Consider the following 25,643-nt stretch of genomic DNA (forward strand, 5'->3'; position numbering starts at 1 on the left):
TGACCGTTGCTCGTCGGATCACGATCCAGCCGACGGGCGTCGCGCCGTCCGCGACCTGACGGCAGACCGTGGCCGGACAAAGGCATCGGGCACGGCGACGGTCACCACCTTCTTCATCAGCGTCGGAAGCGCCTCGCCGGCCAGCGTCTCGGGTGGCGCCCACCATCCCTCGACGGCCGGATCGAAGGTGATCTCGGCCCGCCAGACGGTGAGATCCAGATCGAAGTGGGTGAAGCCATGCGAGGCGGAGCCGATCGCGCGCCAGGTCGCCGGAAAGGGCGCCGAAGTGGCGTCCTCGGCACCGTCCTGGCGCGCACTCCAGGCCGTGGTGGGCGGCTCGGCCATACCGCCGAGCATGCCGCTGTCGGGTCGACGGCGCAGCCAGATCGCTCCATCCGCCCGACGAATAGCGACGAAAGCGGCACCACGCCGGCTCGGCTTCGCCGCCTTGGGCCGCTTGACGGGAAAAAGCGCCTGCGTCCCGCGATCGCGCGCCAGGCACCCCTCGGCGACCGGGCAAAGGATGCAGGCCGGCCGCTTGGGCGTGCAGATCGTCGCGCCCAGATCCATCATCGCTTGCGCGAAATCGCCGGGCCGCTCGGCTAGCGTCAGATCGGCCGCACGGCGCCGGATTTCCGGTTTGGCGGCGGGCAGCGGCGTCTCGATCGCGTAGAGTCGCGAGATCACCCGCTCGACATTGCCGTCGACGACCGCCACCGATTCGTCGAAGGCGATCGCAGCGATCGCCGCCGAGGTGTACTCGCCGATACCGGGCAAGGCGCGCAATTCGGCGGCAGTGCCGGGAAATCGCCCGCCATGGTCTTGCGCCACCCTCCGGGCGCAGGCGACGAGATTGCGGGCCCGCGCGTAATAGCCCAGGCCGGCCCAGGCGCTCATCACCTCCGCCGTGTCGGCGGCGGCAAGGTCCTGCACCCGCGGCCATCGGCCGACGAAGGCCTCGAAATAGGGTTTGACGGCCGCCACAGTGGTCTGCTGCAGCATGATCTCCGACAGCCAGACGCGATAGGGATCGGGCCGATGGCCCGCCGCACGCTCGCGCGGTCCGCTGCGCCACGGAAGCTGGCGGGCGTGGCGGTCATACCACGCCAACAACGAAGTCGTCGCGTCCACGGCCAATCGGCGATCCGTGGCCGACAAAAGTGTTGCATTCGTTATGGGTTTGTATCTTTTGGCGGACATCCGCCCGGCTCCCATTTACTGACCGAAGGGCCCCTTGCGTCGTGTCGAGTTCGAAAAGCGCGCCGATCGTGTTTTACGTGATCAATCTCGATCGATCCTCCGATCGACTGGGCGCGATCGAAGCCGATGCCAGCCGAAGCGGCATCACGCTGATACGTGTTCCGGCAATCGAGGGAAAGATGGTGCCGGAACAGACGCGCAGGACGCTTCTCGACGAACGCGGCTTCAAGCAGTGGCACGGCAAGCGGCCAATGCCGGGCGAATATGGGTGCTATGCCAGCCATCTGAAGGCGCTGGAGCAGTTTCTCGACCATGGCGCGCCGTTTGCGGCCATTCTGGAGGACGACGCGCATTTCGGCCCGGAACTGTTGCCCCATATCGACGAGATCCTCTCGACCGACGATTGGGACGTCGTGAAGCTCTACCATCATCGCAATCCGCTGATTCGCCCGATCCGCAAGATCGGTGTCCGCCATCGCCTCGGCATCGGCACCTGGGGCCCGACCGGCAGCGGCGCGGGCTATCTGGTCAACCGGAAGGCCGCAGAACGGCTGATCGACGGTCTCCGGCCCATGCGCCTGCCCTATGACGTGGCTCTCGAACGCGGCTGGGCGTTCGGGCTGCGGGTGCGCGCCGTCTGGCCGAATCTGATCAAGACCAACCCCCGCACCCGCGCATCGATCCTCGACGGCGGGATCAAGTATTCTTCGATGAAGCTCAAACCCTGGCAACGCCTGCCGACGCTGGCCTTCCGCACCCGCGACCTGGCCCATCGCCTGCTCTATGCCATGGCAGGAGGAGGCTCGTGACGTTCAGGCGCTGGCTGTTCTGGCGCAGACGCTTCGACACGTCCCTTTTGGCCCTGACATTTGCGCTTCTGGCGATGGCCGAGCTGCTGGGCAAAGGCTTGCTGGTGCTGTTTGCGGGGATCGGCATCTACCTCTTCTTCGGCTGGCATCGGGTCCGTCGCCTGGCGTCGCCCCCCTTCACCGTCGCCGTCGTAGTCTATTTCGTCTGGTCGACCGGCCTCAGCATCGTCAGAGGCGAGCCGCTCACCGACAATCGCCAGATCGCCTATGACGCCATTATCCTGGTCTCGATCTTCCTGCCCTTGGGCATCTGCCTCGTTCCCCATCCCGCCAAGGCCATGGCGCTCGGGGCACGGGTCGGCGTCGGCGCCGTCTTCATCCTGACCTTCACCATGCCGCTGAGCGAAAGCGGTCGCGTCGGGCTCGGCATCAACGAAGCGGTCTTCGGCTTTCTCGCGGCCGCGATCGGCGTGATCAGCCGTCTTCCAGCCGGCAGGCTCCCGGCAGGCTTGGCGACGGGACCGGCGTTCTTCTATATCGCCGCGGTCCCGGCCATTCTGAGCGGAACGCGAGCGGTCTGGCCGATCATCATCCTGATCGCGGCCTTCGACGCCATCGCCGCGCTGCGCCATATGGTGCGCGCCGGTCGTGCCCGCCTGGCGGCGATCGCCGCCACCGTCGCGCTGGCCGCGATCGCCCTGTCTCCACTGCCGGGGTTCGTAGCAGGCCGCGTGATGGAGGCTCACGCACAGCTCGACTCCTTCATGCAGGGCCGCGAATTGCGGAGCTCGATCGGCGTCCGCGGCGCCATGTGGCAGGGCGGTCTCGCCGTCATCGCGGAACACCCGGTGATCGGCGTCGGACCGACGAAACGCGTCGAGGCAGCGGCCGAGGCGGCCTCGATGGGCTCGGAATTCATCCGGGAATACCTCCACCTGCACAATCTGATCCTGGATACCGCCTTGAGCAGCGGGGTGGTCGGCCTCATACTGCTTCTCGCCATCTTCGGCGCCTTCCTTTGGGAGGTGTTCCGCGGACCGGCGGATCGACAGTTGAAGGAGACCTCGGTGGCGATGGTGTTTCTGGTCTTTCTGTTCGGTTCGTTTCACGGCATCTTCCTGAACGAATGGAGCCTGTGCATCATCTTCGGCTTCCTGACTGTCGTCCTGACGGACTTGCGACGTCGCACGCTTCTCACAGAGGCTCGCAGCCGGCTTCTTTCGGCTACGCCCGGGGGCTAGTCGGCCATGGCGAGGCAGCAGCAACCGAGAGGCGGGCGAAAGCGGACGGGCACGCGGCCGCTCGGCGATATCGCCGCCGACATCCTCGATCCGGTTCTGGTCAAGAAGGCCGGCATGAGCTCGGCGCTGGCGGTGTCCTGGGCCGATATCGTCGGCGCTCGCCTTGCTGGAATCTCCCGACCGGAACGGCTGCGCTGGCCGCCGCGCCGCAGCGAGGACGATCCGTTCGAGCCTGCGACGCTGGTAGTCGCCTGCGAGGGGTCCGGCGCGCTTTTCCTGCAGCATCAGACCGGCGAACTGATCGCCCGGGTCAACGCCATGTTCGGCTTTGCCGCCGTGGCCAGGATCCAAATCGTGCAGCGGCCGGTCCATGTCGAGCGGCCGAGCCACAAGCCGACGCTGCGCACGCTCGGTGCCGAGGAGCGCCGGAAGATCGCCGAGTTGACGCAGACCATCGAGGATCCGGCGCTGCGGGCAGCGCTGACGGCCTATGGCGAGAGCTTGGCTCAGCGCCGGCGCACGCCCAAGTGATCGCCCGACGGCCCGGTAAAGCGCCTTTTCCTGTTGGAAAAGACACAATCTCTTTCTAGAAACCCCTCGGTCGTCGTGGTTTCAGGGACTGCCGCGTCGCAGCCAGTAAGCAAAGCCGAGAGCAAAAAGGGTGAAGAGTCGATGAACCGTTTGCCGAGACACGCCGGAAAGCCGCGCCAGAACCCTGCGACATCCCCCCTGCGGCTGGCTGGGACCCTTCTGGCCGGAGCCGCGCTGCTGACGCTCGCCGGCTGTTTCGACGAGGCCGAGGATCAGGCCAACGATCAGGTCGAGCAGATGATCGTCGCCCAGGCCGAGCAGCCCGCCGAACAGACCGCCAAGTCGGCCGCCGTCGATGCGCCGGCCGCGCAGGGCAGCGTGGACGTCGCCAAGCTGATGGATACACAGCCCCTGCCCGACGTCGTCGTCGGCGATGCCGATGCACCCGTGACCATCGTCGAATATGCGTCGCTGACCTGCAGCCACTGCGCCGACTTTCACGCCGAGACGCTGCCCGTGGTCATGAAGGACTATGTCGACACGGGCAAGGCGAAGTTCATCCTGCGCGAGTTCCCGTTCGATCCGCTCGCCCTTTCGGGCTTCATGCTGGCGCGGTGCGCGCCGGGCGACCGCCGGACGGCCATGACCGACGTGCTGTTCGAGCAGCAGGACACCTGGGCCCGGGCCGAAAAGCCCTCGGTCGCGCTGCTGCAACTCGCCAAGCTCGCCGGCTTCACCCAAGACACGTTCACCCAATGCCTGAACGACAAGGATCTGCAGGGCAAGGTCATGGAAGTGCAGAAAGCCGGCGAATCGTTCGGCGTCAACGCCACGCCGACGTTCTTCATCAACGGCGACAAGTACGCCGGCGCGCTGTCGCCGGATGAGATGTCGGCGGTGCTCGACGCGCATCTCTAGGCCCGCGTCTCACGGCTTCGCGCAACATCGGAGCGGCCTTTTGCTTGGGAATCCGGCTCTCGTCATCAGGATGGTGCGGCGACCGGGGCGGCTGGCAGAGGGATGGATTGGCCCTAGCTTGGCCGGTAAGCTAGAACGTCTGGGCGGAGTGGCTCCGCATTGACGTTCTAGCGCACCGGATTTGTCGACACGGCGATGACCAAGCGGATTTTCACCTTCAAGCGGGGCGCCGCCGATCGCACGTCCGACGCGGCCGAAGCGCTCGGCTTCAAGGGGGCCAATCTCGCCCTCCTGGCCTCGCTCGACCTTCCGGTCCCCCCAGGCTTCACGATCTCCACCTCCGCTTGGCGGCAAGCCGCGCTCCACAAGGAGCTGACGCAGGAGACCAGGGCCGATATCCGCGCGGCGGTGGAATGGCTCGAGGAGGTGACCGGCCGCCAGTTCGACGGCGAGCGGTCCTTGCTGCTGGCGGTGCGCACAAGCGCCAAGGTCCGAATGCCAGGTCTTGCCGAGACCGTGCTCGACCTCGGCCTCAATGACCGGACCGTGGAGCTGATCGCGACGGAGCTCGGCGACGAGGCCTTCGCGTTCCGCAGCTACCGGCGCTTCATCGAATCCTTCTCCGCGCTTGTCTACAATGTCGATCCGGCGGACTTCGAGGATCTGGCGGACGAGGAGCGCCAGAAGTCCGGCTGGACCTCCGACGAGCCCGCGACGGCCGATGAATGGCGCGCGCTGATCGCCGCCTATCTGACCTATCTCGAAGACGAACTGGGCGAGACGCTGCCGCAAACGCCGCTGGAACAGCTCTATCAGGCGATCGAGGCATGCTTCGCCAGCTGGCGCAAACCGGTGGCGCGAACCTTCCGCGCAGCACACGGCGTTCCCGAGAATGCCGGCCTTGCGGTAACCGTCCATGCCATGATCTTCAACGAACGGGACGAAAATTCCGGCACCGGGCGGGCCTTGTCGCGCGACTTCGCCACCGGCGAATCGCGCCTCACAGGCGAATTCGTCCTCGGCGTCCGCGACCGCGACCAGTTCGGCAATGGCGGCGAGGTCTGGGATCTGGGCAAACTGCACGAACCGCAGCATCGGCCCCTCTTTCCCGCCGCCCTCGATCAGCTCGCGGACCACGTACGCCGCCTCGAAGCGCATGTCGGCGATGCCGTCGAGGTGAGCTTCATGGTCGGCGACAGCGAGTTGTTCCTGCTCCAGTCCGGCATCGCCAAGTGCAACGCCGCCGAGGCGATCCGCGTCGCCGTCAAACTCGTCGGCGAAGGCCTGGTGGATCCGGAAGAGGCCTTGCTGCGCATCGACCCCAACTCGCTGGACCAGCTGCTGCATCCGACCATCGAGCGCTCCGACGCGCTGCAGCTCGTCGGCAAGGGCATGCCGGCCTCGCCCGGAGCCGCGACCGGCGTGATCGCCTTCACGGCCGAGCAGGCCCAGGCGCTGGCGGCCGAAGGCCGTCCGGTGATCCTGGTGCGCACGGAGACCTCTCCCGAAGACATTCACGGCATGCATGTGGCCGAGGGCGTGGTCACCGTTCGCGGCGGCACCACGAGCCACGCGGCCGTCGTCGCGCGCGGCATCGGCAAGCCCTGCGTGACGGGGGCCGGCTGGATGCGCATCAATCTCGACGCCGGAACCGTCACGACGCAGGAGCAGACGCTTCGCAACGGCGACTGGATCACCATCGACGGTTCGACGGGCGAGGTGATCCGAGGCCGGACGGCGCTGCGCACTCCCTCGCTCACCGGCGACTTCGCCGCATTGATGGCCTATTCCGACCGGGCGCGGCGGATGCGCGTGCGCACCAATGCCGAGACTCCGAGCGAGGCCCGAGCGGCGCGAACCTTCGGTGCGGAAGGAATCGGCCTGTGCCGGACGGAGCACATGTTCTTCGACGGCGAACGGATCCAGGCGATGCGCGAGATGATCCTCGCGGCGGACGAGGCCGGGCGCCGGGCCGCCCTCGACCGGCTCCTGCCGATGCAGCGGTCCGACTTCATCGAGCTGTTCGAGATCATGGCGGGACTGCCCGTCACCATCCGGCTGCTCGATCCGCCGCTGCACGAATTTCTGCCGAAGGGCGAGGCGGAGGTCCAGGAAACCGCCCGGCTGCTCGACATGGACGCCGACGCGTTGTGCGAACGCATCATCGCACTGAAGGAATTCAACCCGATGCTCGGCCACCGCGGCGTCCGGCTGGCCATTTCTTATCCGGAGATCGCCGAGATCCAGACGCGGGCGATCCTGGAAGCGGCGATCGAGGCGGGCGCCAGGGCCGGCGCGGCCGTGGTCCCGGAAATCATGCTGCCGCTGGTCAGCCTTCGCAAAGAGCTCGACTTCGTCAAGGCACGGATCGACAAGGTCGCCGAGCTCGTCATGGCCGAGCGCGGCACCAGCGTGACCTATCACGTCGGAACCATGGTGGAGCTGCCGCGCGCGGTGGTGCGCGCCGATACGCTGGCCGACATCGCCGACTTCATGTCCTTCGGCACCAACGACCTCACCCAAACGGTGTTCGGCATTTCGCGCGACGATTCGGCAAACTTTCTGGCGACCTACGAGCGGCAGGGCATTCTCGCGCGGGATCCGTTCCAATCGGTCGATGTCGAGGGTGTCGGCGAGTTGATCGGGCTGGCCGTCGACAAGGCCCGGCGGACACGGCCCGACATTCCGATCGGCGTCTGCGGCGAGCAAGGCGGCGATCCCGCCTCGATCGACTTCTTCGAGCAGGTCGGGTTGAACTACGTCTCCTGTTCACCCTTTCGGGTGCCGATCGCGCGGCTGGCGGCGGCGCAGTCGGCCATCCGTTCCGCCCGGCTTCTGCAGGGGCGGCGGCGCAGCCCGCTGGTATAGCGGGGGCGGCCAGTCTTTGCCCTTTCGGGCTTCAGAGCCCGTAATAGAAGCTGATGGCGATACAGCTTGCCAGGCCGACGAGAATGTTCATCGGCACGCCGATCTTCACGAAATCCAGGAACTGGTAGTTGCCCGCGGCATAGACCAGCGTGTTGGTCTGGTAGCCGATCGGCGTGGCGAACGAGGCCGACGCGCCGAACATGACGGCCGCCACGAGGCTGCGCGGCTCCATTCCCAGCGACACGGCCAGACTGATCACCACCGGTGTCAGGATCACCGCGACCGCGTTGTTGGTGACAATCTCCGTCAGCACCGAGCAGATCGCATAGACGATGACCAGCACCAGGAACGGCGGCGCATCGCGCATCAGCGGCTCCGCCGTCTTGACCAGCAGGTCGATCGCACCGGCCTGCTCCATGCCCTGGCCGATCGCCAGCATGGCGAAGATCAGGATCAGGATGTCGCCGCGAATCGAACGCCAGGCTTCATCCGCGTCGAACACGCGCACCAGCAGCAATCCGGCGATGGCCAGAAAGGCGAGGATCTGAATCTGGGCGACGTCCATGGCAGCCAGAATGACGACGGCCGCCAGGGCGCCGATCGCCAACGGTGCCTTGGAGCGGCGGAAGGAGCGCGCCTTGGTGACGTCGACGCCGATGAGGTCGTTGGCTTCGGCGATGCGGGCGATCGCCTCCGGGCGACCTTCGAGCAGCAGCCGGTCGGCCGGACGCAGCCGCGTTTCCGAAAGCGAGGGGCCGGGAAGATGGCGATGGCGGGCCACGCCGAGGACCGCGACGCCCGAGCCGGACAGCTCCACCAGATCGGAAATCCGCCGTCCGATGCCGCGCCGGAATGGCGCCACGGTCGCCTCGGCGACGATGCTCGCCTCGTCCTTGGACCGCTTGGCGACCCGCGCCACCCGATAGTCCTCGCTGTCGTTGAGGGTCAGGATTTCCTCCGGCGTGCCCACCAGAATGATGCGATCGGCCCGCTGCAGTTCCTGCTCGCCGAGATTGGCGCGCAGATGATTGCCCCCACGCTTGAGCGCCACCACCCGGACCCCGCGCGTGGAAAGCTCGGCGATGTCCTTCAGCTGCTTTCCGATCGAGGCGGCGCCTTCGCCGACGACCACCTCGGTCAGGTAGCCGCCGGCATTGACGGCACCCAGCGCATCGACGGCGGAAGCTCGGTCGGGCAGCAGATACCGCCCCGCAAAGACCAGGAAGGCCACGCCGACCGTCGCCGCGACAATGCCGATCGGCGTGATCTCGAAGATCGAGAACGGTTCGAGGCCGTTGTTGCGGGCGACGCCGTCGACCAGGAGGTTGGTCGAGGTGCCGATGAGCGAGCAGGTGCCGCCGAGAATGGCGACGAAGGAGAGCGGAACCAGAAGCCGCGTCGGGGCGAGGTCGAGCTTCTTGGCCAGTTCGATGACCACCGGGATCAGCACCAGCACGACAGGCGTGTTGTTCATGAAGGCGGAAGCGACGAGCGTCCCGGCGACCATGGCCGCAAGCGTCAGTCGCGGACGCTTCTCGGCGCTGGCGACGATGCGGCTGGCCGCGCCTTCCAGCGTTCCGGTGCGGATCAGCGCGCCGGACAGGACGAACATCGCTCCGATGGTGATCGGCGCGCTGTTGGAGAACACTTCGGTGAACTGGTCTCCATTGATGTAGCCGAGCGCCAGAAAGGCAACGGCTCCGGCCGTCGCCGACACTTCCGGCGGATAAAGCTCCATTGCGAAGGATACGAAGACCAAGGCCACGATGACCAAACCGATCAGGGCCGAATAGTCGAGCAGGAAAGCTTGCATGAAGGCTCGATGACAGACAGCACGAGCGAATGAACATGCAGGGCCGAGACGGAACGGCAAGAGCCGCCCCTAAAATGTCGCGGTTTCAGGGCCATGCCGGACGACGCCAAGACCGGAAGCCATGGCGTGCATTGGTCAGAATCCCGTTCTGAGGTATCAGAAGCCATGAGCATCGCCGCCCGATATGCCGGATCCAGGATGGCCGGCCACTACCTCACCCGACGCCTGCGTGCCGCGGGTTGGGCGTGGCGGCTCGCGACCTTTTCGTTGATCCTGCTGCCGGTCACGATCCTGCTCTACCGCCTCGGCGTGGTCGAGCTGAACGCCCTCTTCATGCTGCTGGGCCTGACCGGCGGCCTTGCCGCGCTGGCCCTGTTGCTGTCGCTGTTGGTGCTGCAGCGGGTCTGGCGCAAAGGCGATCATGGCGGCGGACGTGCGGTTTCCGCCCTGCTCTTGGCGCTTCTGGTTCTGGCCCCCTTCGTTCTGGCGGCCGCCCTGTGGGAAGCCAATCCCCGCGTCAACTGGGCTGTGACCGGAGAAGAGGAAGCGGTTCCCGTCGGCACGATCCAGGCCCGCGCGCTCGGCGAGATCCGGACCACCGGCACGGCCTCTCCCGATCAGACGCTGAGCGGACGTCGCTTCAGGGCGAGCGCCGCCCAGATCAACACGGTCGCTCGCGACGTGCTGGATGCGAAGGGATGGTCCGTCGAAAGCGTCATCGCCGGCGCGCCGGTTCCACCGGAACCCGCATCGGAGGCTTTGCCCAACGACCTGCAGGACGGGGCGGCCGCCGGCGGCACCGCGCTGACAGAGGACGACGAGGCCCAGGGACCTGCTCCCGATCCGGCGAGCCGGCCCGACGCCCAGGATTACGTCATCACGGCCGTCGCCCGCAGTCCGGTCTTCGCCTTCCCGAGCGAAATCGTCATCCGCATCCATGAGGTGGCGGACGAAACCCGCGTCGAGATGCGGTCGACCTCGCTCACCTTGCCCTACGATCTCGGGCAGAACGCCCGTTTCATCCGGGGCTTCCTCACCCAGCTGGACGATGCCGCCGCCGCCGTCGAAGGCGTCACGGCCGCCGGCGGCTAAGCCTTCGGCTTCCCTCTCCGGCCGAGGACCAGCGGGTCACAACGGTCAATTTGATGGTCAGGAGGTCTCGCGCATGATCGCCCGGTGGCCGATGTCGGACCGGTAGAAGCCCTCCGGCCAATCGACCTGCTCGACGGCCTCGTAGGCGCGCCTCGCCGCCTCGCGGACGGTGCCCCCCCGGGCGGTGACGGCGAGTACGCGTCCGCCGCTAGCCAGCAGTCGGCCATCTTCGAGCCGCGTGCCGGCATGGAAGACGTGCCTGCGCTCGTCTCCCTCCGGCAGCGATCCGATCACGCTGCCCTTGGCGTAGGGGCTGGGATAGCCGCGCGTCGCCATGATCACCGTCAGCGCGGCGTCCTCGGACCATTGCGGCTCGACGCCCGACAGGTCGCCCTTGGCGACGGCGAGCAGGATCGGCAGGAGATCGCTGTCGAGGCGCATCATCAGCACCTGGCATTCGGGATCGCCGAAGCGCACGTTGTATTCGATGAGCTTGGGACCCTGCTCGGTCAGCATCAGCCCGGCGTAAAGCACGCCCTTGAACGGCGTTCCCGCCTCTCTCATGCCGGCGAGCGTCGGACGGATGATCTCGTCCATGGCACGCCGGACCAGGGACGGCGTCATGGCGGCGGCTGGCGAGACGGCACCCATGCCGCCGGTGTTCGGCCCGCGATCGCCGTCGAAGGCGCGCTTGTGGTCCTGAGCCGTGCCGAACAGCAGCGCCTGCTCGCCGTCGCACAGGCAGAACAGGCTCGCCTCCTCGCCCTCGAGATATTCCTCGATCACCACGCGGGCGCCGGCCCCCTCATCGAAACAGGCACGCACCGCGCCGAGCGCCTCGTTGAGCGTCGTCGCCACGGTGACGCCCTTGCCGGCGGCCAGCCCGTCGGCCTTGACCACGATCGGCACGCCGACCCGCCGCAGATGGGCCTCGGCCTCGTCGAGTGCCCGGAAATGGCCATAGCGCGCCGTCGGAATGTCCATGCGCTCGCACAGGTCCTTGGTGAAGGCCTTGGAGCCTTCGAGCCGTGCGGCTGCCGCCGATGGACCGAAGACGAGGATGCCGGCCGCCTCCAGAGAGTCCGGCAGTCCTGCAACGAGCGGCGCCTCGGGTCCGACGACGACCAGGTCGATCGCCTTGTCGCGGCAGAAGCCGATCACCGACGAATGGTCGTCGACGTCGCACTCGGCGAAACGGGCACAGGCGGCCATGCCCGGATTGCCGGGCGCGACATAGAAATTGCCGAGTTCAGGCGACTGCGCCAGCTTCCAGGCGAGAGCGTCCTCACGGCCGCCGGATCCGATGAGGAGAACGTTTAGGGTCATGGGTTGGCCGTCTATATCGCAGGTCGATCGAGTAAGCCAATTACGGATGCGCGACGGCCAAGGTCAAGACCAAATGGCGCGGCATGGCACGATGCCCGCGCAACGACCGCTAGTCTGGAATGTTGATAAACAACCCTTCCGGCAACGCATCCTCGATGCTAACAATTCTGTATAAGTTGCCGATGGCAACGAAAAGTCCTTGACGGATGAACCGTCGCAGGCACTCTCCGAACATGACGAATCTCAGAGGCGGCCTCGCGTCATCCGTAGACCGTGTATCCGATGCGCCGTCTAACAATTGGGTCTATCGACTGCTGCCACGCGGCCTGTGGCCCTATGCGCAACTGGCCCGCTGGGATCGTCCGATCGGCTGGCAACTGCTTCTGTGGCCGTGCTGGTGGGCGGCGGCCCTCGCGCCGCAAAAGATAGCGCCGACTGCGGTTCACACCGGCCTGCCCTCGGGCTGGCATCTGGCCCTGTTCGTGATCGGCGCGATCGCCATGCGCGGCGCCGGCTGCACCTACAACGACCTGGTCGACCATGAGATCGACGCCAAGGTGGCGCGCACCCGGTCGCGGCCGCTGCCGTCCGGCCGCGTGACGCGGCTGGAGGCCAAGCTGTTCCTGCTCGTGCAGGCGCTGGTCGGGTTCGTCGTGCTGCTGCAGTTCAATTTTTTCGCGATCCTGCTCGGCATCGCCTCGCTCGCCGTGGTCGCGATCTATCCGTTCATGAAGCGCTTCACCGACTGGCCGCAGTTCGGCCTCGGCCTCGCCTTTTCCTGGGGTGCGCTGATGGGCTGGGCCGGCTACTGGGGCTCGCTTACCCTGTCGCCGTTGCTGCTCTATGCCGCATGCGTGCTGTGGACGATCGGTTACGACACGATCTATGCGCATCAGGACAAGGAGGACGACGCCCTGGTCGGCGTACGATCGACGGCGCGTCTGTTCGGCGAGCGCACCAAGCTCATGCTCGCCGTCCTCTATTGCGGCACGATCGTCTTGATGGCGCTGGCCTTCGCCACGGCAGGCGCCGATGGCGGCCCCGGCTGGCCGGCCTATGCGGGGCTGGCGATCGGCGCCATGCAGATGACGTGGCAGATCGCCACGCTCGACATCGACGATCCGGATCAGTGCCTGCTGCTGTTCAAATCGAACAGCCTGTTCGGCTGGATCATCTTCTTCGGCCTGGTGTTCTCGGCCCTGTGGATGCTGTCTTTTCCGATCCGGTGAGCCTGCTTGCGCGGGAGAGACGTTTCCCCCGCGCGACGCGTCAATTCCGCGCGATGATTTCCTTGCCCTCGACGACCATGCGCACGCCGAGGCCCGGCTTGCGTCTCGCCAGGAAGCGCGGACGACGACCACGATTGGGCGAGCGGCGACGCGGCGCCGGCTGGCTGGATCGCACCATTCCGAGAGAATCCTCCAGCGGACGAGCCTGCCCGTCCGCCTCGATCATCAGCATCGGAAGGCTGTAGAGGTCCGACCATCCGCGCCAGTCGGCCGCGACGTCGTAAAGATCGGAGGCGACCAGCAGCGGCACCGACAGCAGCGGATCGTCGTGCAGCAGTTCCAGCGTGACGGTCACGTGTCCCGCGTCGTCTTCCATGGCACGCGCCGCAACGCCGCGGAAAGCCCGGGGCGCCAGAGCGACCGACACCGGAATCTGGCACTGGTCGAGCGTGCGGCGAACGACGGCGCCGCGCCGGCTGACCCGATAGGAGATCTTTTCGCCGGCTTTGGTCATCTCGACGCTTTGATAGCCGTCGAGACTGGGATCCAGTCTGATCGGCGCGCTGGCCCACTCGGGCCTTGCCATCTCGATATTGGACACGGTGCTCATTGTTGACGCCTCTGTCTTTGCCTCCTGAGAGCCGATGTTTCGGTCTCTCACTGGTCGGTAGGTCCGACCGAATGTCGAGAAGCTACAGAGGTGCCCTTGCACTCATGCTAAGAAATTCGGTTAAGTGTTTATCACTTCAGCGAAGGTTATCAGGATCACAATAGAAAAGATTCTAAATAACTTTTCCGGGGTTCAGAATGCCGTGCGGATCGAAGACCGCCTTGATCTGGCGCATCAGCGCCAGCGCCGTGGGATCTCCCGTCTGAGCGAGTTCGTCCCGCTTGAGCTGGCCGATACCGTGTTCGGCCGAGAAGGTCCCGTCGAGTTCACGGACGATACCATGGACGATGTTATTCATTTCCTTCCAGCGATCGAGAAAAGCGTCGCGGTCGGCATCGACGGGCTGGGAGATATTGTAGTGGATGTTGCCGTCGCCGAGGTGACCGAAGGCGACGATCCGCGCTCCCGGTATCGCCGCCAGGACGGCCGCGTCGGCCCGGCGCAGGAAGTCCGGTACCCGGGCCACCGGCACGGCGATGTCGTGCTTGATCGAGCCGCCTTCGGGAATCTGGGCCCAGCTCAACTCCTCGCGCATCCGGCGAAACATGGCGGCGTCGGCAAGCGACTGCGCGATCACGGCGTCGACGATTCCGCCGGCTTCGAATGCCGCGCCGAGCACGGTTTCCATGGTTTCGCGCGCATCCTCGGCCGAGCGGCCCGAGGAGATTTCGATCAGCGCGTACCAGGGATGGATCGCCGCCAGCGGGTCGCGGAGTCCGGACACATGGCGTAAGGCGAAGTCGACGCCGATCCGAGGGATCAGTTCGAAGGCCGTGAGCTGCACGCCGGCGCGCGCCTGAGCCTCCTGGAAGAGAGCCAGCGCGGCCTCCGGCGTCTCGAGCGCGACATAGGCCAGTTCGCGCCCGGCCGGCTTGGGGAAGAGCTTCAGGACGGCGGCCGTTATGACGGCGAGCGTGCCCTCCGATCCGACCAGGAGATTGCGCAGATCATAACCCCGATTGTCCTTGCGAAGCCGCCTGAGTCCGTGAACGATCTCGCCCGAGGGCAGAACCGCCTCCAGGCCGAGGCAGAGGTCGCGCGCGTTGCCATAGGCCAGCACGCCGATGCCTCCGGCATTGGAGGCCAGATTGCCGCCGATCTGGCAGGAGCCTTCGGCGCCGAGCGACAGCGGAAACAGGCAGTCCGCCTCGTCCGCCGCCTGCTGGACGCGGGCCAGCACCGCGCCCGCTTCGACCAGCATGGTACGGCCGACGGGATCCACCTCGACGATGCGGTCGAGGCGCGACAGAGACAGGAGCACCTCGGCGTCCGACAACGGTTGCTGGCCGCCAACGAGCCCGGTGTTGCCGCCCTGCGGCACGATCGGCGTTCGGGTCTCGGAGGCCAGCCGCATGATCGCCGCTACTTCGTCGCGGTCGCGCGGGCGCAGGACCAGGCGCGAGCGGCCGGTGAAGCGCTGGCGCGGCTCGTGCAGATAGGGTTCGATCAGGCTGTCCTCGCGCAGCGCATGGGCGGGGCCCACGATGGCGGCGAAGCGATCGGCAAGATCCGGAGACAGGGACGTGCGATGATTTGACATAGGCCGCCCATTAGACCTGTCGGCGCGTCCCGTCGAGCGCAGCGCAGCATGATGGCCGCAAGGCACCCATCCATGCGGCGGGAGCCCACGTGCCGGTGCGATGGTCGCTTGAAAATTCAACGGGAGTCGCGCGGCGCCGCTGCCCGGTGCAGCCGGTCGTTGATCGCCTCGCCCAGGCCGTGGCTCGGGACAGGGGCGACGGCGATCCGGATCACCTCCGGCCGGTCGAACGCCGTCAGCGCCGAAAACAGCGTTGCCGCCGCCTCGCGCAGGTCGCCGGTCGGGCTGAGGTTGATCACGGCGGCGGCGGCGTCTTGTCCCTCGATCGGATCGGGTCCGAAGGCAATGAGATGCTCGCCCGGCTCTACGAACTGGACATCGAGGCGAACCAAGCCCGCAGGAGCATAGTGCGAGGCGAGCTGTCCCGGCGCCTGCACCGCGGCCCCGGGCGCGACGCGCACCACCGGCAGACCGGCGGCCGCTTCGATGTCCTCGACGGCGACGGCTCCGGCGCGAAGCAGCAGAAGATGATCGCCCGCCGGTTTCACGATGGTCGATTCCAGGCCCATCGGACAGGGGCCGCCGTCCAGGATCATGTCGATCCGACCGTCCAGCCCGCGCCGGACATGCTCGGCCGTGGTCGGGCTGACACGCCCCGAGGGATTGGCGCTCGGCGCGGCGACGGGACGGCCGAGTTCGGCAATGAGATCGAGCGCAATGCCGCGCGGCGAGCGGACGGCGAGCGTCGGCAGTCCCCCCGACACCAACGGGTGGATATCCGAACCCGACCGCGCCGGCAGGACCAGCGTGAGGGCTCCCGGCCAAAAGGCCGTTGCCAGTCTCTCGGCAACGGGGTCGAACGTCACGATCGCAGCCGCCATGGCGAAACTGTCGACATGGCAGATCAAAGGATTGAAGCGAGGCCGCCCCTTCGCCTCGAAAATGTGGGCGACCGCCGGTCCGTTGGTGGCATCGGCGGCAAGCCCGTAGACGGTTTCGGTCGGGATGGCCACCAGTCCGCCATCGCGCAGACAGCTTGCAGCCTGCCGGGTAGCATCCGGCGACACGGGAATCACGATCGTCATCGGCCCAGCCTATAGCAGCCCGGCGACTTCCTCATCCATCAAGAACGCAAATGCACAGAGGCCGGCAGCCCGGCTCATGGGCGCCAGTCACAAAACACTGTGGGCAGGCGGCGGCTAAGCCGCCGCTCCATGAGGACTCAAAAAGGAGCCGAGTAGGATCGGTATTATTGCGTCGTGGTCGTCGCCGCGTCCGGAGCCGGCGCCACCGCCGCGTCCTGGGCCGACCAATCCCAAACGAACCAAATGATGATCAAAACGACGATAATGCCGATGATCCAGCCGATCGTCCGATTATTCATCGTGCTGACTCCGCACTGTACGGCTGGACACTTTTCCAGCCTACCGAACAACCCGTCAGCACCGCCTTTGGTTCCCTCGGATCCAAAAAAGCCGGCGATGCGGACCGCCGGCCTGAAGCGAGAAACTCAGCTTGCCGGGACGGCACTCGCGCCCCGGCAAAGACGGGCTTAGCGCGTGGTTTCGAACGCCATCAGCACACGCTGATCGACGCTATCGGCCGGCAGCAACTCTGCCGATGCGAAGCTCGTCAGACGAGGACCGCGCTCGGCACCGTGCGGCAGTGCCTGCGACAGCACATAGGCCGGCATGGACAGCATCGAACTCTTGCGCTGGGCATCGGCGGCACGAATGATGTCGAGGAGCTTGGACTTCTGATCCTTGGTGAGCGGCACAAGCCGGCTCGCCGCGGACTTTTTCCTGTCGCCGGCCGAAACGGCGGCATCGACGGGGTGGTAGGTCCGCGAGACGATCGAGCCGATCGCCTGCATTTCTTCCTTGGCCTGGTCGAGCCCGCTCAGGACCGAGGGGGCCGCGGAGGCCGTCTTCACCGCAGGCTTGGTCTCATCGGCCGCAGGCGTTTCCTTGGATGCCGTCTCGGCGTCCGGGCGGGGCTGCGGAATGGCGACCTCGGGTGCGGCGTGCTTCCAGTCGCCGACTTTGTGCTCCTCGAAGGCGGCCTGGTTGAGAAGACGCAGCGGATCGACGGCGTGGCGCTCCGCACCAGGGCCGTAAGCAGCCACGACCGTATTCAGCGAGCCGTCAGCATCCTCTGTCGCACGGTCGGCTGCGGCAGCGACTTGGACTTCACTCGCCTCGATCGCCTTCGACAGCGCACCACCGACGACATCCATCGCATGGCGAGCCTTGCCGCCCAGATCGGCGACCAAAGCCCACGGGCTCGTCGCAGGAACCTCGTCCTGCTTCTCGACCAGGCCATCGAACGGCCAGGCGGCCCGCAGTCCGGCGACGTCCAGGGACGCGACGTTGACGTCGATATCGGACTTGGCGCCCTTCACGCGGTAGGGGCAGGACCGTTCGTTGCAGTTGTGCATGGAGGAAAACTGCCACAGCGCGTAGGTCGGCCAGGTGTCCTCCGGAAACAGCCCGGTGATGTCGTCGCGATAGCGCGCATACCAGAGCTGCAGGCGCGACAGCAGCGGATAGGTGGCCTTGTGCTGGGCGATCCACTTGGCGGTCGAGCCGTTGGTGTAGAGCACCGGATAGCGACCGGTGCGGATCTTCACCTGGTTGGCGAAGATCTCGGCGTCCTGAAGCGACATCCACTCGTCGGTGTTGTCCTCGATGTCCAGCGCGATCAGGTCGTCGGCCTCGGGCTCGGCGAAATCGATGAAATGGTCGGCCTGCTCGCGAGGATTGCCGGGACGGCCGAGATGGTAGGCGCCCCACTTGAGGCCCAGCGTCTTCGCCATCTCGCGGCGCGTCATGTAAAGCTCTTTGGTGACGGAGTACTTCCACCACCGGTTCTTGCAGAGAAGCGCCTCGTCGCCGGACTTGCCCGAGCAATTCCATTCCGGCGGCAGACCGTCGGAGGCCTTGTTGATGAAACCGACGACCCGCTTGTCGGAGATCAGCTGCTTCCAGTCGATCGGATTGAACTCGTAGGCGTCGATGACGAGCGCCCGATCCGAGTTCTTCCAGGGCTGATCGAAATCAGCCCGGGCCGGCGCCGAAAACAACAAAACAGTAGCGGTCAAAGCACAGGCGAGTCTGATGGCAGCCGCAATAGCAGCAGCAGGCGCGTCTTGCATTCCCGATATCCCCTCGGTGTCGCTCGTATGGCTCAATCGTCCCCCGCGACGGTTCCGGTCCCCCAAGCCAAGCGACTTGCCGTTCCCTGCGGTATGAGACTGATTTCCCCCGACAATCGGGCAGGTTCCGGGCGCTGCGATCACGAATTGTTAACAGATCGCCGGAAAATGGCGCAAAACGCCCGTTTCAGGCTGCCTCGGCCCACGCAGAGCAAGCTTGCGGCAAGCTTCACGGAAGCAGCCGCGCCGCGCCGCAATATCGAAGTCGAATCAGAGCCGAATCAGGAGCCGGCGGTCAGCCGGCGACGCGAGAAAAGTCGGCAACCTTTTGCGTCGCCTCGCGGATCCGCGTGAGCAGAGCCAAACGGTTGGCGCGCACGGCCTCGTCCTCGGCATTGACCAGCACCTTGTCGAAGAACGCATCGACGGGCGCGCGCAGATCGGCCAACGCGGCCATGGCGTGCTCGTAGTTTTCGACCTTCAATGCTTCGTCGAGCTGAAGTTCCGCCCGGTCGATCGCGCCGGCGAGAGCCTTTTCCTCGTGCTCGGCGAGAAGCGACAGATCGACGCTCCCGGCGATGCGCGTGCCCTTCTTCTCTTCCGCCGCCAGGATGTTGGCGGCGCGACGGAAGCCCGCAAGCAGGTTCTGCCCGTCCTCGGTGTCGAGAAAGGCGCCCAGCGCCGCGACACGACGGGTGATGTCGAAGAGGTCGTCGCGCGCGAAGGCCGATGCCGAGCTTTCCTTCTCCGATTGGCTGATCTCCCCCCTGGTGGGGGAGATGGGCGGCAGCCCAGAGGGGGGGACTGCGGCGTCGGCGTCCTGGGTTCGCCCCCCCTCTGCCTTGCCAGGCATCTCCCCCACGAGGGGGGAGATCGAAGCGGCATCGTCCCGCCCGCTGGAGAGCACCGCATCGACGAGATCGTGCCGAGCGCCGGATTCGCGCAACTGCACCTTCAGCCGATCGTGGAAGAAGGAGAGGAGATCGCTCGACGCGCTCAATGCCGTCATCCGGAGGCGCAGCCCATTCTCCAGCACTAGCCGGATGACGCCCAGTGCGGCGCGGCGCAGGGCATACGGGTCCTTCGACCCCGTCGGCTTCTCGTCGATCGCCCAGAAGCCGACGAGGATGTCCAGCTTGTCGGCGAGCGCCACCGCGATCGCGACGGGATCGGTCGGCACGCGATCCGAGGGGCCGAGCGGCTTGTAATGCTCCTCCACCGCCGCCTGGACGGACGGATGTTCGCCCTGCAGAGCGGAATAGTACCGCCCCATCAGGCCCTGCAGCTCTGGAAATTCGCCGACCATCTCGGTGGTCAGGTCCGCCTTGGCGAGCAGTGACGCACGCCGCGCCAGGCCTTTCAGCGTATCGACGGAGACCGTTTCACCACCAAGCTCCGCGCCGTCCGGCCAAAGCGTCTCGGCGATCGTCTCGGCCAACGCAGCGATGCGCTGGACGCGCTCGCCCTGCGTGCCGATCTTGGCATGGAAGGTGACGCCCAGCGCATCGAGCTTGGCCATGCGCTGGTCGAGCGGCTTCGACAGATCGAGGCCGAGCTTGTCCGCCGACGGCTTGAGGCTGGAGAGATCCGGCAGGTCGCCCTGGTCCGTTTCCCAGAAATAGAGCGCGTCGGAGAGCCGCGCCGCCACGACCTTGCCGTTGCCGCGCGCGATCTCGGCGCCGCCGTCCTTGGCCGCGATGTTGGAGACCAGGACGAACTGGTTGGCGAGCCGCCCGTTGCCGCCATGCGGCCGCGTGACGAAGCACTTCTGGTTCGCCTTGATGGTGAGCTGGACGACCTCGGGCGGGATATCGAGAAACGCCTCGTCGAATTCGCCCATCAGCGTCACCGGCCGCTCCACGAGCCCCGACACTTCCTCGAGCAACGCTTCGTCGGGCACCACTTCCAGGCCCTTGGCGAACGCCAGGTTCTCCGCATCGTGGCGGATCATGTCCTTGCGGCGCTCGGCATCGAGCACCACGAAGGCGCGATCGAGGCTCGCCGCATAGTCGTCGAAGCGGCGGACCCGGATCTCGTCGGGCGCATGGAAGCGGTGGCCCACCGTCATCCGGTCCGACTTCAACCCATCCACCTCGAATTCGACCACCACCGGCTCCTCGGTCTCGGGGCCGAAAGTGCAGAGGATCGAATGGAGCGGGCGCACCCAGCGCAGGCTGCCCGGCTGCCGCGAGGCCGCCCCCCAGCGCATCGACTTGGGCCAGGGGAAATCGCGGACGATCCCCGGCATCAGATCCGCGACGATGGCCTCGGCCGTGCGGCCGGGCTTGCGCACCACGGCGACGTAGAAATCGCCCTTCTTCGGATCGGATCGGACCTCCGCCTCGTCGACGGAAGCGAGGCCGGCGCCGCGCAAGAAGCCTTCGATTGCCTTGGGCGGCGCGTCGACCCGCGGCCCCTTGCGCTCTTCCGCCACGTCCTTCGACTTCGCCGTCACGCCGCGCACATCCAGCGCGAGCCGGCGCGGCGTCCAGTATTCGCGCGCGCCCTCATATGTCAGACCGGCATCGACCAGACCGTCGGTCACCAGCTTCCTGAGATCGCCGGCAGCCTTGCGCTGCATGCGAGCGGGAATTTCCTCGGAGCGGAGTTCGATCAAAAGGTCGGGCATGGCGATTCAAGCAAAAGGAAGGACGCGTGGCGCGTTGACACCACGCGTCCTGACGAATTGCAAGCGCTCGCGTGCGATTTCGTCGCCCTAGATGTCGCCCGAGAAGGTGTCGCAGGCGTTCATGTCGCCGCTCTGGTAGCCGCGGCGGAACCAGGTCTGACGCTGCGCCGACGTGCCATGAGTGAACGAGTCGGGCACCACCACGCCCTGGCTGCGCTTCTGCAAGGTATCGTCGCCGATCTCGCCAGCCGCATTCAGCGCCTCATCGATATCGCCGTCGTCGAGATAGCCGGCGCTGTCGGTGTCGTGCGCCCAGATGCCGGCATAGCAGTCCGCCTGCAACTCGACGCGCACCGACATCGCATTGGCCTGAGCTTCGCTCATCTGCTGCCGCGCCTGGTTGAACTGCGGCAGGATGCCGGTGAGGTTCTGCACGTGATGGCCGACCTCGTGCGCGATCACATAGGCCTGCGCGAAGTCGCCGGGCGAATTGAGCTGATTACGAAGCTGCTGAAAGAAATTGAGGTCGAGATAGAGCTTGCGGTCGTTCGGGCAGTAGAACGGCCCGGTGGCGGCGCTCGCCGTGCCGCAGGCCGACTGGACGACGTTGGTGAAGAGCACCAGGGTCGGCTCGGGATAGTCCTCGCCGGCATTGGCGAAGCGCTTGTTCCAGACGTCCTCGGTATCGGCCAGCACGGTGGCGACGAAATCGTCCGTCTCGTCGGCGGTGCCTTCGACACCGGGCCCCTGGCTGCCGCTCGTCTGATAGCTGCTGCCGCCGTCGTTCATCATGCCGAGAAGCGACAGGGGATTGACGCCGAAGCCGAGCCACAGCACCGCCATGACGATCAGCAGGCCGATGCCGCCTCCGCCGCCGGCGCGGACCGGGATGCGCATCCCGCCGCCTCCGCCGCCGCCGAAGCTGGCGCCCCGCCGGTCCTGAACATTGCGAGACATCCGCCGCCCGCGCCACTCCATCGCACTCTCCTGACTCCGTGGGTCGGAGCATGAACGCAGCAGGGGCGATTTGGTGCCACCATCACCCGCCCGCGATGGGATGCGCCTGTAAGTCGGCGCCGGAGCGGGGCCGTTCGGTCGTGGAAGGGTCCTGCCGCCCCCGTATTCGGTCAGGCAGCGGCCGCTGTGGCTCCGCCGGCCTCGGTCAGGAGAAATGCCTCGCCGCAGGCCTTCGCCAGCGTGCGAACCCGCAGGATGTAGCTCTGGCGCTCGGTGACCGAGATGACGCCGCGCGCATCGAGCAGGTTGAAGACGTGCGAGGCCTTGATGCACTGGTCGTAGGCCGGGAAGACACAGGCATGCAGAGTGCTCTTGCCGTTCGGTGCGCCGGCCGCAAGGATCGCCGCGCATTGCTGTTCGGCTTCGTCGAAATGGCGATGCAGGATGGCCGTGTCGGCGAGCTCGAAATTGTAGCGCGAATATTCCTGCTCGGCCTGCAGGAAGACGTCGCCATAGGTGACCTTCTCCTCGCCCTCGCGGCCGTTGAAGTTGATGTCCCTGAAGTTGTCGACCCCCTGCACGTACATCGCCAGCCGTTCGAGCCCATAGGTGAGTTCGCCGGCCACGGGCGCGCATTCGATGCCGCAGACCTGCTGGAAGTAGGTGAACTGCGACACCTCCATGCCGTCGCACCAGCATTCCCAGCCGAGCCCCCAGGCGCCGAGCGTCGGACTCTCCCAGTCGTCCTCGACGAAGCGGATGTCGTGGAGCAGCGGATCGATGCCGATCGCGTCGAGCGAGCCGAGATAGAGCTCCTGGAGGTTCGACGGATTGGGCTTCAGGATCACCTGAAACTGATAGTAGTGCTGGTAGCGGTTCGGGTTTTCGCCATAGCGCCCGTCCTTCGGCCGGCGCGACGGCTGGACATAGGCGGCGTTCCACCGCTTCGGCCCCAGCGCACGCAACGTCGTCGCCGGATGGAAGGTGCCGGCACCCACCTCCATGTCATAGGGCTGCAGCACGACGCAGCCATAGTCCGCCCAATAGCGCTGGAGGGTCAGGATCAGGCCCTGGAACGAGCGGCGGGGATCCATATGGGGGGCGATGGCGGACATGGCGGCGCTTTCCTCTCATGCGGCCCGAGGGCGGACACGGATGAGCGGGTTGCCATGGGCGGGGAGAAGCGGTCAAGCCGAAAGCGAAGCGAATCGGCTGGATGTCGACGCGCCGACGCGCGTCAGTCGCGTTTCAGCCGATAGACGCCGTCGGATCCGCGCACCAGCGTGCCCTGCGCCCCGGTGCGGCTTTCGGCCTCGGTCCGCCGGTTGCGTTCCATGACGCGGGTGGCCTCCTGCTTCATCCGCTTGTAGCCGAGATAGGCTGCGGCGCCGACGAGGCCGAGAAAGATAAACTGCGGCATGATCTGGCCCTGACCGTTCCTGCGCCGACTATGCTCCTCGCGATTCGGCAAGTAAAGCAGCCGGCGTCCGGCCGCCGTGACGAACTCACAGACCGTAGCGCGTCCAGAGCGCCTTGTCCTCGGCGACCGAAATCAGCGCCTCGGCAGCGCCGGCCCCGATCGTCTCGCCGTCCAGTCCGAACAGACCGAGGCCGGCAATCGCCGGCGTCCGCCGGCCGAACCATCCCCGCGCCTGCTGAACCAGAGAGGGCTTGGCCTTGTCGCCGAAGCGCTCCCGGATCACGCCGTGAAGATCGCCGAGCCGATCCACGAGGCCGAGGTCCTGGCCCCGCTTGCCGGACCAGAACAGGCCGGAAAAGAGATCGGGATCGTCGGACAGCCGGGCGCCGCGACGCTCCTTCACGAGGTCGATGAACGTCTGGTGCACCTCGATCTGAAGCGTCTTCAGATGTTCGACGTCCTCCGGCTTTTCCGGCTGGAAGGGATCGAGGGTCACCTTGTTCTTGCCCGCCGTATAGACGCGCCGCTCGACGCCGAGCTTGTGCATCGCCTCGACGAAGCCGAAGGAGCCGGACACCACGCCGATCGAGCCGACGATCGACGAGGGATCGGCGATGATCTCGTCGCCGGCGCAGGCGATCATGTAGCCGCCGGAGGCCGCGAGATCCTCCACGAACACCAGCACCTGCTTGTCCTTCTCGGCCGCCAGATCGCGGATGCGCTGAAAGATCAGGCGCGACTGCACCGGCGAGCCGCCCGGCGAATTGACCAGGATGGCGACGGCCGGCGCCTTCTTGACGGAGAACGCCTTGTCGAGCGCCTGCGCCACCGTGGCCAGCGACAGGCCGCTGCGCAGCCGGCCACCGCCGGCCATGATCGTGCCGCTCATCCGGACCACCGGAATCGGGACGGTGTCCTTGCGGAACCGGGCGGGAAGATAGCGGGTGAGAGTGTTGGCCACGCGAAAGCGCCCTTTTGCAGCAGATTGACGTGGCTTGCCATGTAAGTATGCCGCCGGGTTTCGCAACGAGGGGGCGCGGCAAAAGGATATCGTCGGCTCAGCCGTCGACGGCGATGTCCGCGGTCCCCTCGGCGATTGCCTCGGCCAGCGGGGTCAATCCACCGTCCGGCCCATGCAGCACCAGCGGCGGCAACAGCGAAAGCCCGCCTCGCGACGCTTTGCGGGCGCTGACGAGCAGTCGGATCGCCGGTTTGGCAGGATGCGCATGGACGGGCACCAGCCCGAGATCGCCGAGCCGACCCTGGGCGGCCGCAAGCACCTCGCCGACGACCTCCGGCCGCACGATCATCGAAAGACGGCCCCGGGACTTCAGAAGTGCGGCGGCAGTGCGCACCCAGCGATCCAGAAAGCCGGTACCCTCCATGTGCCGGGCCTCGGCGCGCAGGGCATCGGGAGACCGCCGGCCCCTGGCCTCATGAAACGGCGGATTGCTGAGGACGAGATCGAAGCTCTCGTCGAACAGGCCCGCCGCCTCCCGACCCGGCCGGGTGGCCAGAACATCGGTCTCGATCACTCTCAGCCGGGGCGCGAGGCCGGCGTTGTCGGCCACCTCGATCGACTGCCGCGCCAGCATGGCCATCGACGGATTGATCTCGACCAGCGCCATGTCGAGCATCGACGCGCGCGCCGCAGCGGCGAAGCCGACGACACCGGTGCCGGCGCCGAGATCCGCCGCATGGCCGACCTGGCTCGCGCCGACGGTCGCCGCCAGCAGCATGGCATCGAGGCCGGCGCGATGGCCGGCGCCCCGCGGCTGAAAAAGCTGGAAGCGGCCTCCGAAAAACCCGTCGAGCGTCGTTTCGAGCCCGGCCGTGGCAGCGCTGCGATCGGCTTCAGGAGAGCTCATGACCGAGATCGGCATCGCGCAGGAGCCGGCGCGCCTGCTCGGCCCGCTCCGGATCGACCATGACACGGCGCGGCAGGACCCCGATCGAGCCGTCGAGGATGCTCATATGGCCGTCGGCCACGAAATGCGGGATGGCGGCATCCTTCAGCAGTGCCTCGACGAAGCTGATCAACACGGCGTCGTTGGAGCGGATCAATTCTTCCATTCGATGGTACTTCTCCCTCTCGAACCCCGCAGCGTCATTGTACCGGCTCGAGGCAGAAAAACGACATCGGGTTTTCCGTTTCGCGATCGATGGCCCTGCCCGATGCCGAATTCCAAGGCTTTTCGACGCTTAAAATCTGGAACGACCCTTCGCGTCCGGTCATTGCCGTCGGC

The 25,643-nt window shown here is 66.5% G+C and carries 22 protein-coding genes; 7 read left to right on the top strand and 15 right to left on the bottom strand.

The features are described 5' to 3' along the window. Window positions 1–18 precede the first annotated feature (18 nt). Window positions 19–1,131 (bottom strand): A/G-specific adenine glycosylase, encoded by a 1,113-nt coding sequence (mutY, locus tag SMD10_RS02230; RefSeq protein WP_331684011.1) that lies wholly within the window; start codon window positions 1,129–1,131, stop codon window positions 19–21. Window positions 1,132–1,241: 110 nt separating this feature from the next. Here mutY and SMD10_RS02235 point away from each other — a divergent pair, with 110 nt between their 5' ends. From SMD10_RS02235 to ppdK, 5 genes are all read left to right on the top strand, one after another. Further along, entirely contained in the window at window positions 1,242–2,009 is a 768-nt protein-coding gene (locus SMD10_RS02235; protein WP_331684012.1) for a glycosyltransferase family 25 protein, read from the top strand. Beyond that, on the top strand, window positions 2,006–3,250 hold the full coding sequence (locus SMD10_RS02240) for an O-antigen ligase family protein (protein ID WP_331684013.1): 1,245 nt from the start codon (window positions 2,006–2,008) through the stop codon (window positions 3,248–3,250). Before SMD10_RS02235 ends, SMD10_RS02240 begins: the two co-directional genes overlap by 4 nt. A gap of 6 nt (window positions 3,251–3,256) precedes the next feature. After that, complete coding sequence (locus tag SMD10_RS02245) at window positions 3,257–3,781, top strand: DUF721 domain-containing protein (RefSeq protein ID WP_331684014.1); 525 nt, start codon at window positions 3,257–3,259, stop codon at window positions 3,779–3,781. Window positions 3,782–3,922: 141 nt separating this feature from the next. Further along, window positions 3,923–4,699 (top strand): DsbA family protein, encoded by a 777-nt coding sequence (locus SMD10_RS02250; protein WP_331684015.1) that lies wholly within the window; start codon window positions 3,923–3,925, stop codon window positions 4,697–4,699. 195 nt (window positions 4,700–4,894) lie between these two features. Then, entirely contained in the window at window positions 4,895–7,567 is a 2,673-nt protein-coding gene (ppdK, locus tag SMD10_RS02255; RefSeq protein WP_331684016.1) for a pyruvate, phosphate dikinase, read from the top strand. A 31-nt stretch (window positions 7,568–7,598) separates the two neighbouring features. Here the strand turns inward: ppdK and SMD10_RS02260 are convergent, their stop codons facing one another. After that, entirely contained in the window at window positions 7,599–9,380 is a 1,782-nt protein-coding gene (locus SMD10_RS02260; protein WP_331684017.1) for an SLC13 family permease, read from the bottom strand. 165 nt (window positions 9,381–9,545) lie between these two features. Between SMD10_RS02260 and SMD10_RS02265 the strand changes: the two genes are divergently transcribed. Beyond that, window positions 9,546–10,472 (top strand): DUF1499 domain-containing protein, encoded by a 927-nt coding sequence (locus tag SMD10_RS02265; RefSeq protein ID WP_331684018.1) that lies wholly within the window; start codon window positions 9,546–9,548, stop codon window positions 10,470–10,472. 57 nt (window positions 10,473–10,529) lie between these two features. Here the strand turns inward: SMD10_RS02265 and purD are convergent, their stop codons facing one another. Continuing rightward, window positions 10,530–11,798, bottom strand: coding sequence for a phosphoribosylamine--glycine ligase (gene purD / locus SMD10_RS02270; RefSeq protein ID WP_331684019.1), 1,269 nt, complete (start codon window positions 11,796–11,798; stop codon window positions 10,530–10,532). A 233-nt stretch (window positions 11,799–12,031) separates the two neighbouring features. Here purD and ubiA point away from each other — a divergent pair, with 233 nt between their 5' ends. Further along, complete coding sequence (gene ubiA, locus SMD10_RS02275; RefSeq protein WP_331684020.1) at window positions 12,032–13,027, top strand: 4-hydroxybenzoate octaprenyltransferase; 996 nt, start codon at window positions 12,032–12,034, stop codon at window positions 13,025–13,027. 40 nt (window positions 13,028–13,067) lie between these two features. Here ubiA and SMD10_RS02280 read toward each other — a convergent pair whose 3' ends face one another. The 12 genes from SMD10_RS02280 to SMD10_RS02335 form a co-directional block, all read right to left on the bottom strand. Next, window positions 13,068–13,637 (bottom strand): DUF6101 family protein, encoded by a 570-nt coding sequence (locus SMD10_RS02280; RefSeq protein WP_331684021.1) that lies wholly within the window; start codon window positions 13,635–13,637, stop codon window positions 13,068–13,070. A 172-nt stretch (window positions 13,638–13,809) separates the two neighbouring features. Further along, window positions 13,810–15,237, bottom strand: coding sequence for an FAD-binding oxidoreductase (locus SMD10_RS02285; RefSeq protein WP_331684022.1), 1,428 nt, complete (start codon window positions 15,235–15,237; stop codon window positions 13,810–13,812). Between the two features lie 116 nt (window positions 15,238–15,353). Beyond that, complete coding sequence (locus SMD10_RS02290; RefSeq protein ID WP_331684023.1) at window positions 15,354–16,322, bottom strand: L-threonylcarbamoyladenylate synthase; 969 nt, start codon at window positions 16,320–16,322, stop codon at window positions 15,354–15,356. 164 nt (window positions 16,323–16,486) lie between these two features. Beyond that, window positions 16,487–16,621 carry a hypothetical protein gene (locus tag SMD10_RS02295; protein WP_331684024.1) on the bottom strand — a complete coding sequence of 45 codons (135 nt, stop codon included), beginning with the start codon at window positions 16,619–16,621 and terminating at the stop codon, window positions 16,487–16,489. 168 nt (window positions 16,622–16,789) lie between these two features. Continuing rightward, window positions 16,790–18,391: a glycoside hydrolase family 25 protein gene (locus SMD10_RS02300; protein ID WP_331684025.1), complete on the bottom strand. Its 1,602-nt coding sequence runs from the start codon at window positions 18,389–18,391 to the stop codon at window positions 16,790–16,792. Window positions 18,392–18,686: 295 nt separating this feature from the next. After that, window positions 18,687–21,020: a glycine--tRNA ligase subunit beta gene (gene glyS / locus SMD10_RS02305; RefSeq protein WP_331684026.1), complete on the bottom strand. Its 2,334-nt coding sequence runs from the start codon at window positions 21,018–21,020 to the stop codon at window positions 18,687–18,689. Window positions 21,021–21,107: 87 nt separating this feature from the next. Continuing rightward, entirely contained in the window at window positions 21,108–21,998 is an 891-nt protein-coding gene (gene ypfJ / locus SMD10_RS02310) for a KPN_02809 family neutral zinc metallopeptidase (RefSeq protein WP_331684027.1), read from the bottom strand. 149 nt (window positions 21,999–22,147) lie between these two features. Continuing rightward, complete coding sequence (locus tag SMD10_RS02315; RefSeq protein WP_331684028.1) at window positions 22,148–23,092, bottom strand: glycine--tRNA ligase subunit alpha; 945 nt, start codon at window positions 23,090–23,092, stop codon at window positions 22,148–22,150. Window positions 23,093–23,214: 122 nt separating this feature from the next. After that, the gene (locus SMD10_RS02320) at window positions 23,215–23,397 is read right to left on the bottom strand and encodes a hypothetical protein (protein ID WP_331684029.1); all 183 of its coding nucleotides are present in this window, start codon (window positions 23,395–23,397) and stop codon (window positions 23,215–23,217) included. Between the two features lie 85 nt (window positions 23,398–23,482). Continuing rightward, window positions 23,483–24,358: a S49 family peptidase gene (locus SMD10_RS02325; RefSeq protein WP_331684030.1), complete on the bottom strand. Its 876-nt coding sequence runs from the start codon at window positions 24,356–24,358 to the stop codon at window positions 23,483–23,485. 97 nt (window positions 24,359–24,455) lie between these two features. Further along, on the bottom strand, window positions 24,456–25,265 hold the full coding sequence (locus SMD10_RS02330; RefSeq protein WP_331684031.1) for a tRNA1(Val) (adenine(37)-N6)-methyltransferase: 810 nt from the start codon (window positions 25,263–25,265) through the stop codon (window positions 24,456–24,458). Then, window positions 25,252–25,470, bottom strand: coding sequence for a putative signal transducing protein (locus SMD10_RS02335; RefSeq protein ID WP_331684032.1), 219 nt, complete (start codon window positions 25,468–25,470; stop codon window positions 25,252–25,254). The genes SMD10_RS02330 and SMD10_RS02335 overlap by 14 nt, the downstream gene beginning before the upstream one ends. Window positions 25,471–25,643 lie beyond the last annotated feature (173 nt).

It is taken from the genome of Consotaella aegiceratis (genome assembly GCF_036541425.1).
Lineage (GTDB): Bacteria > Pseudomonadota > Alphaproteobacteria > Rhizobiales > Rhizobiaceae > Consotaella > Consotaella aegiceratis.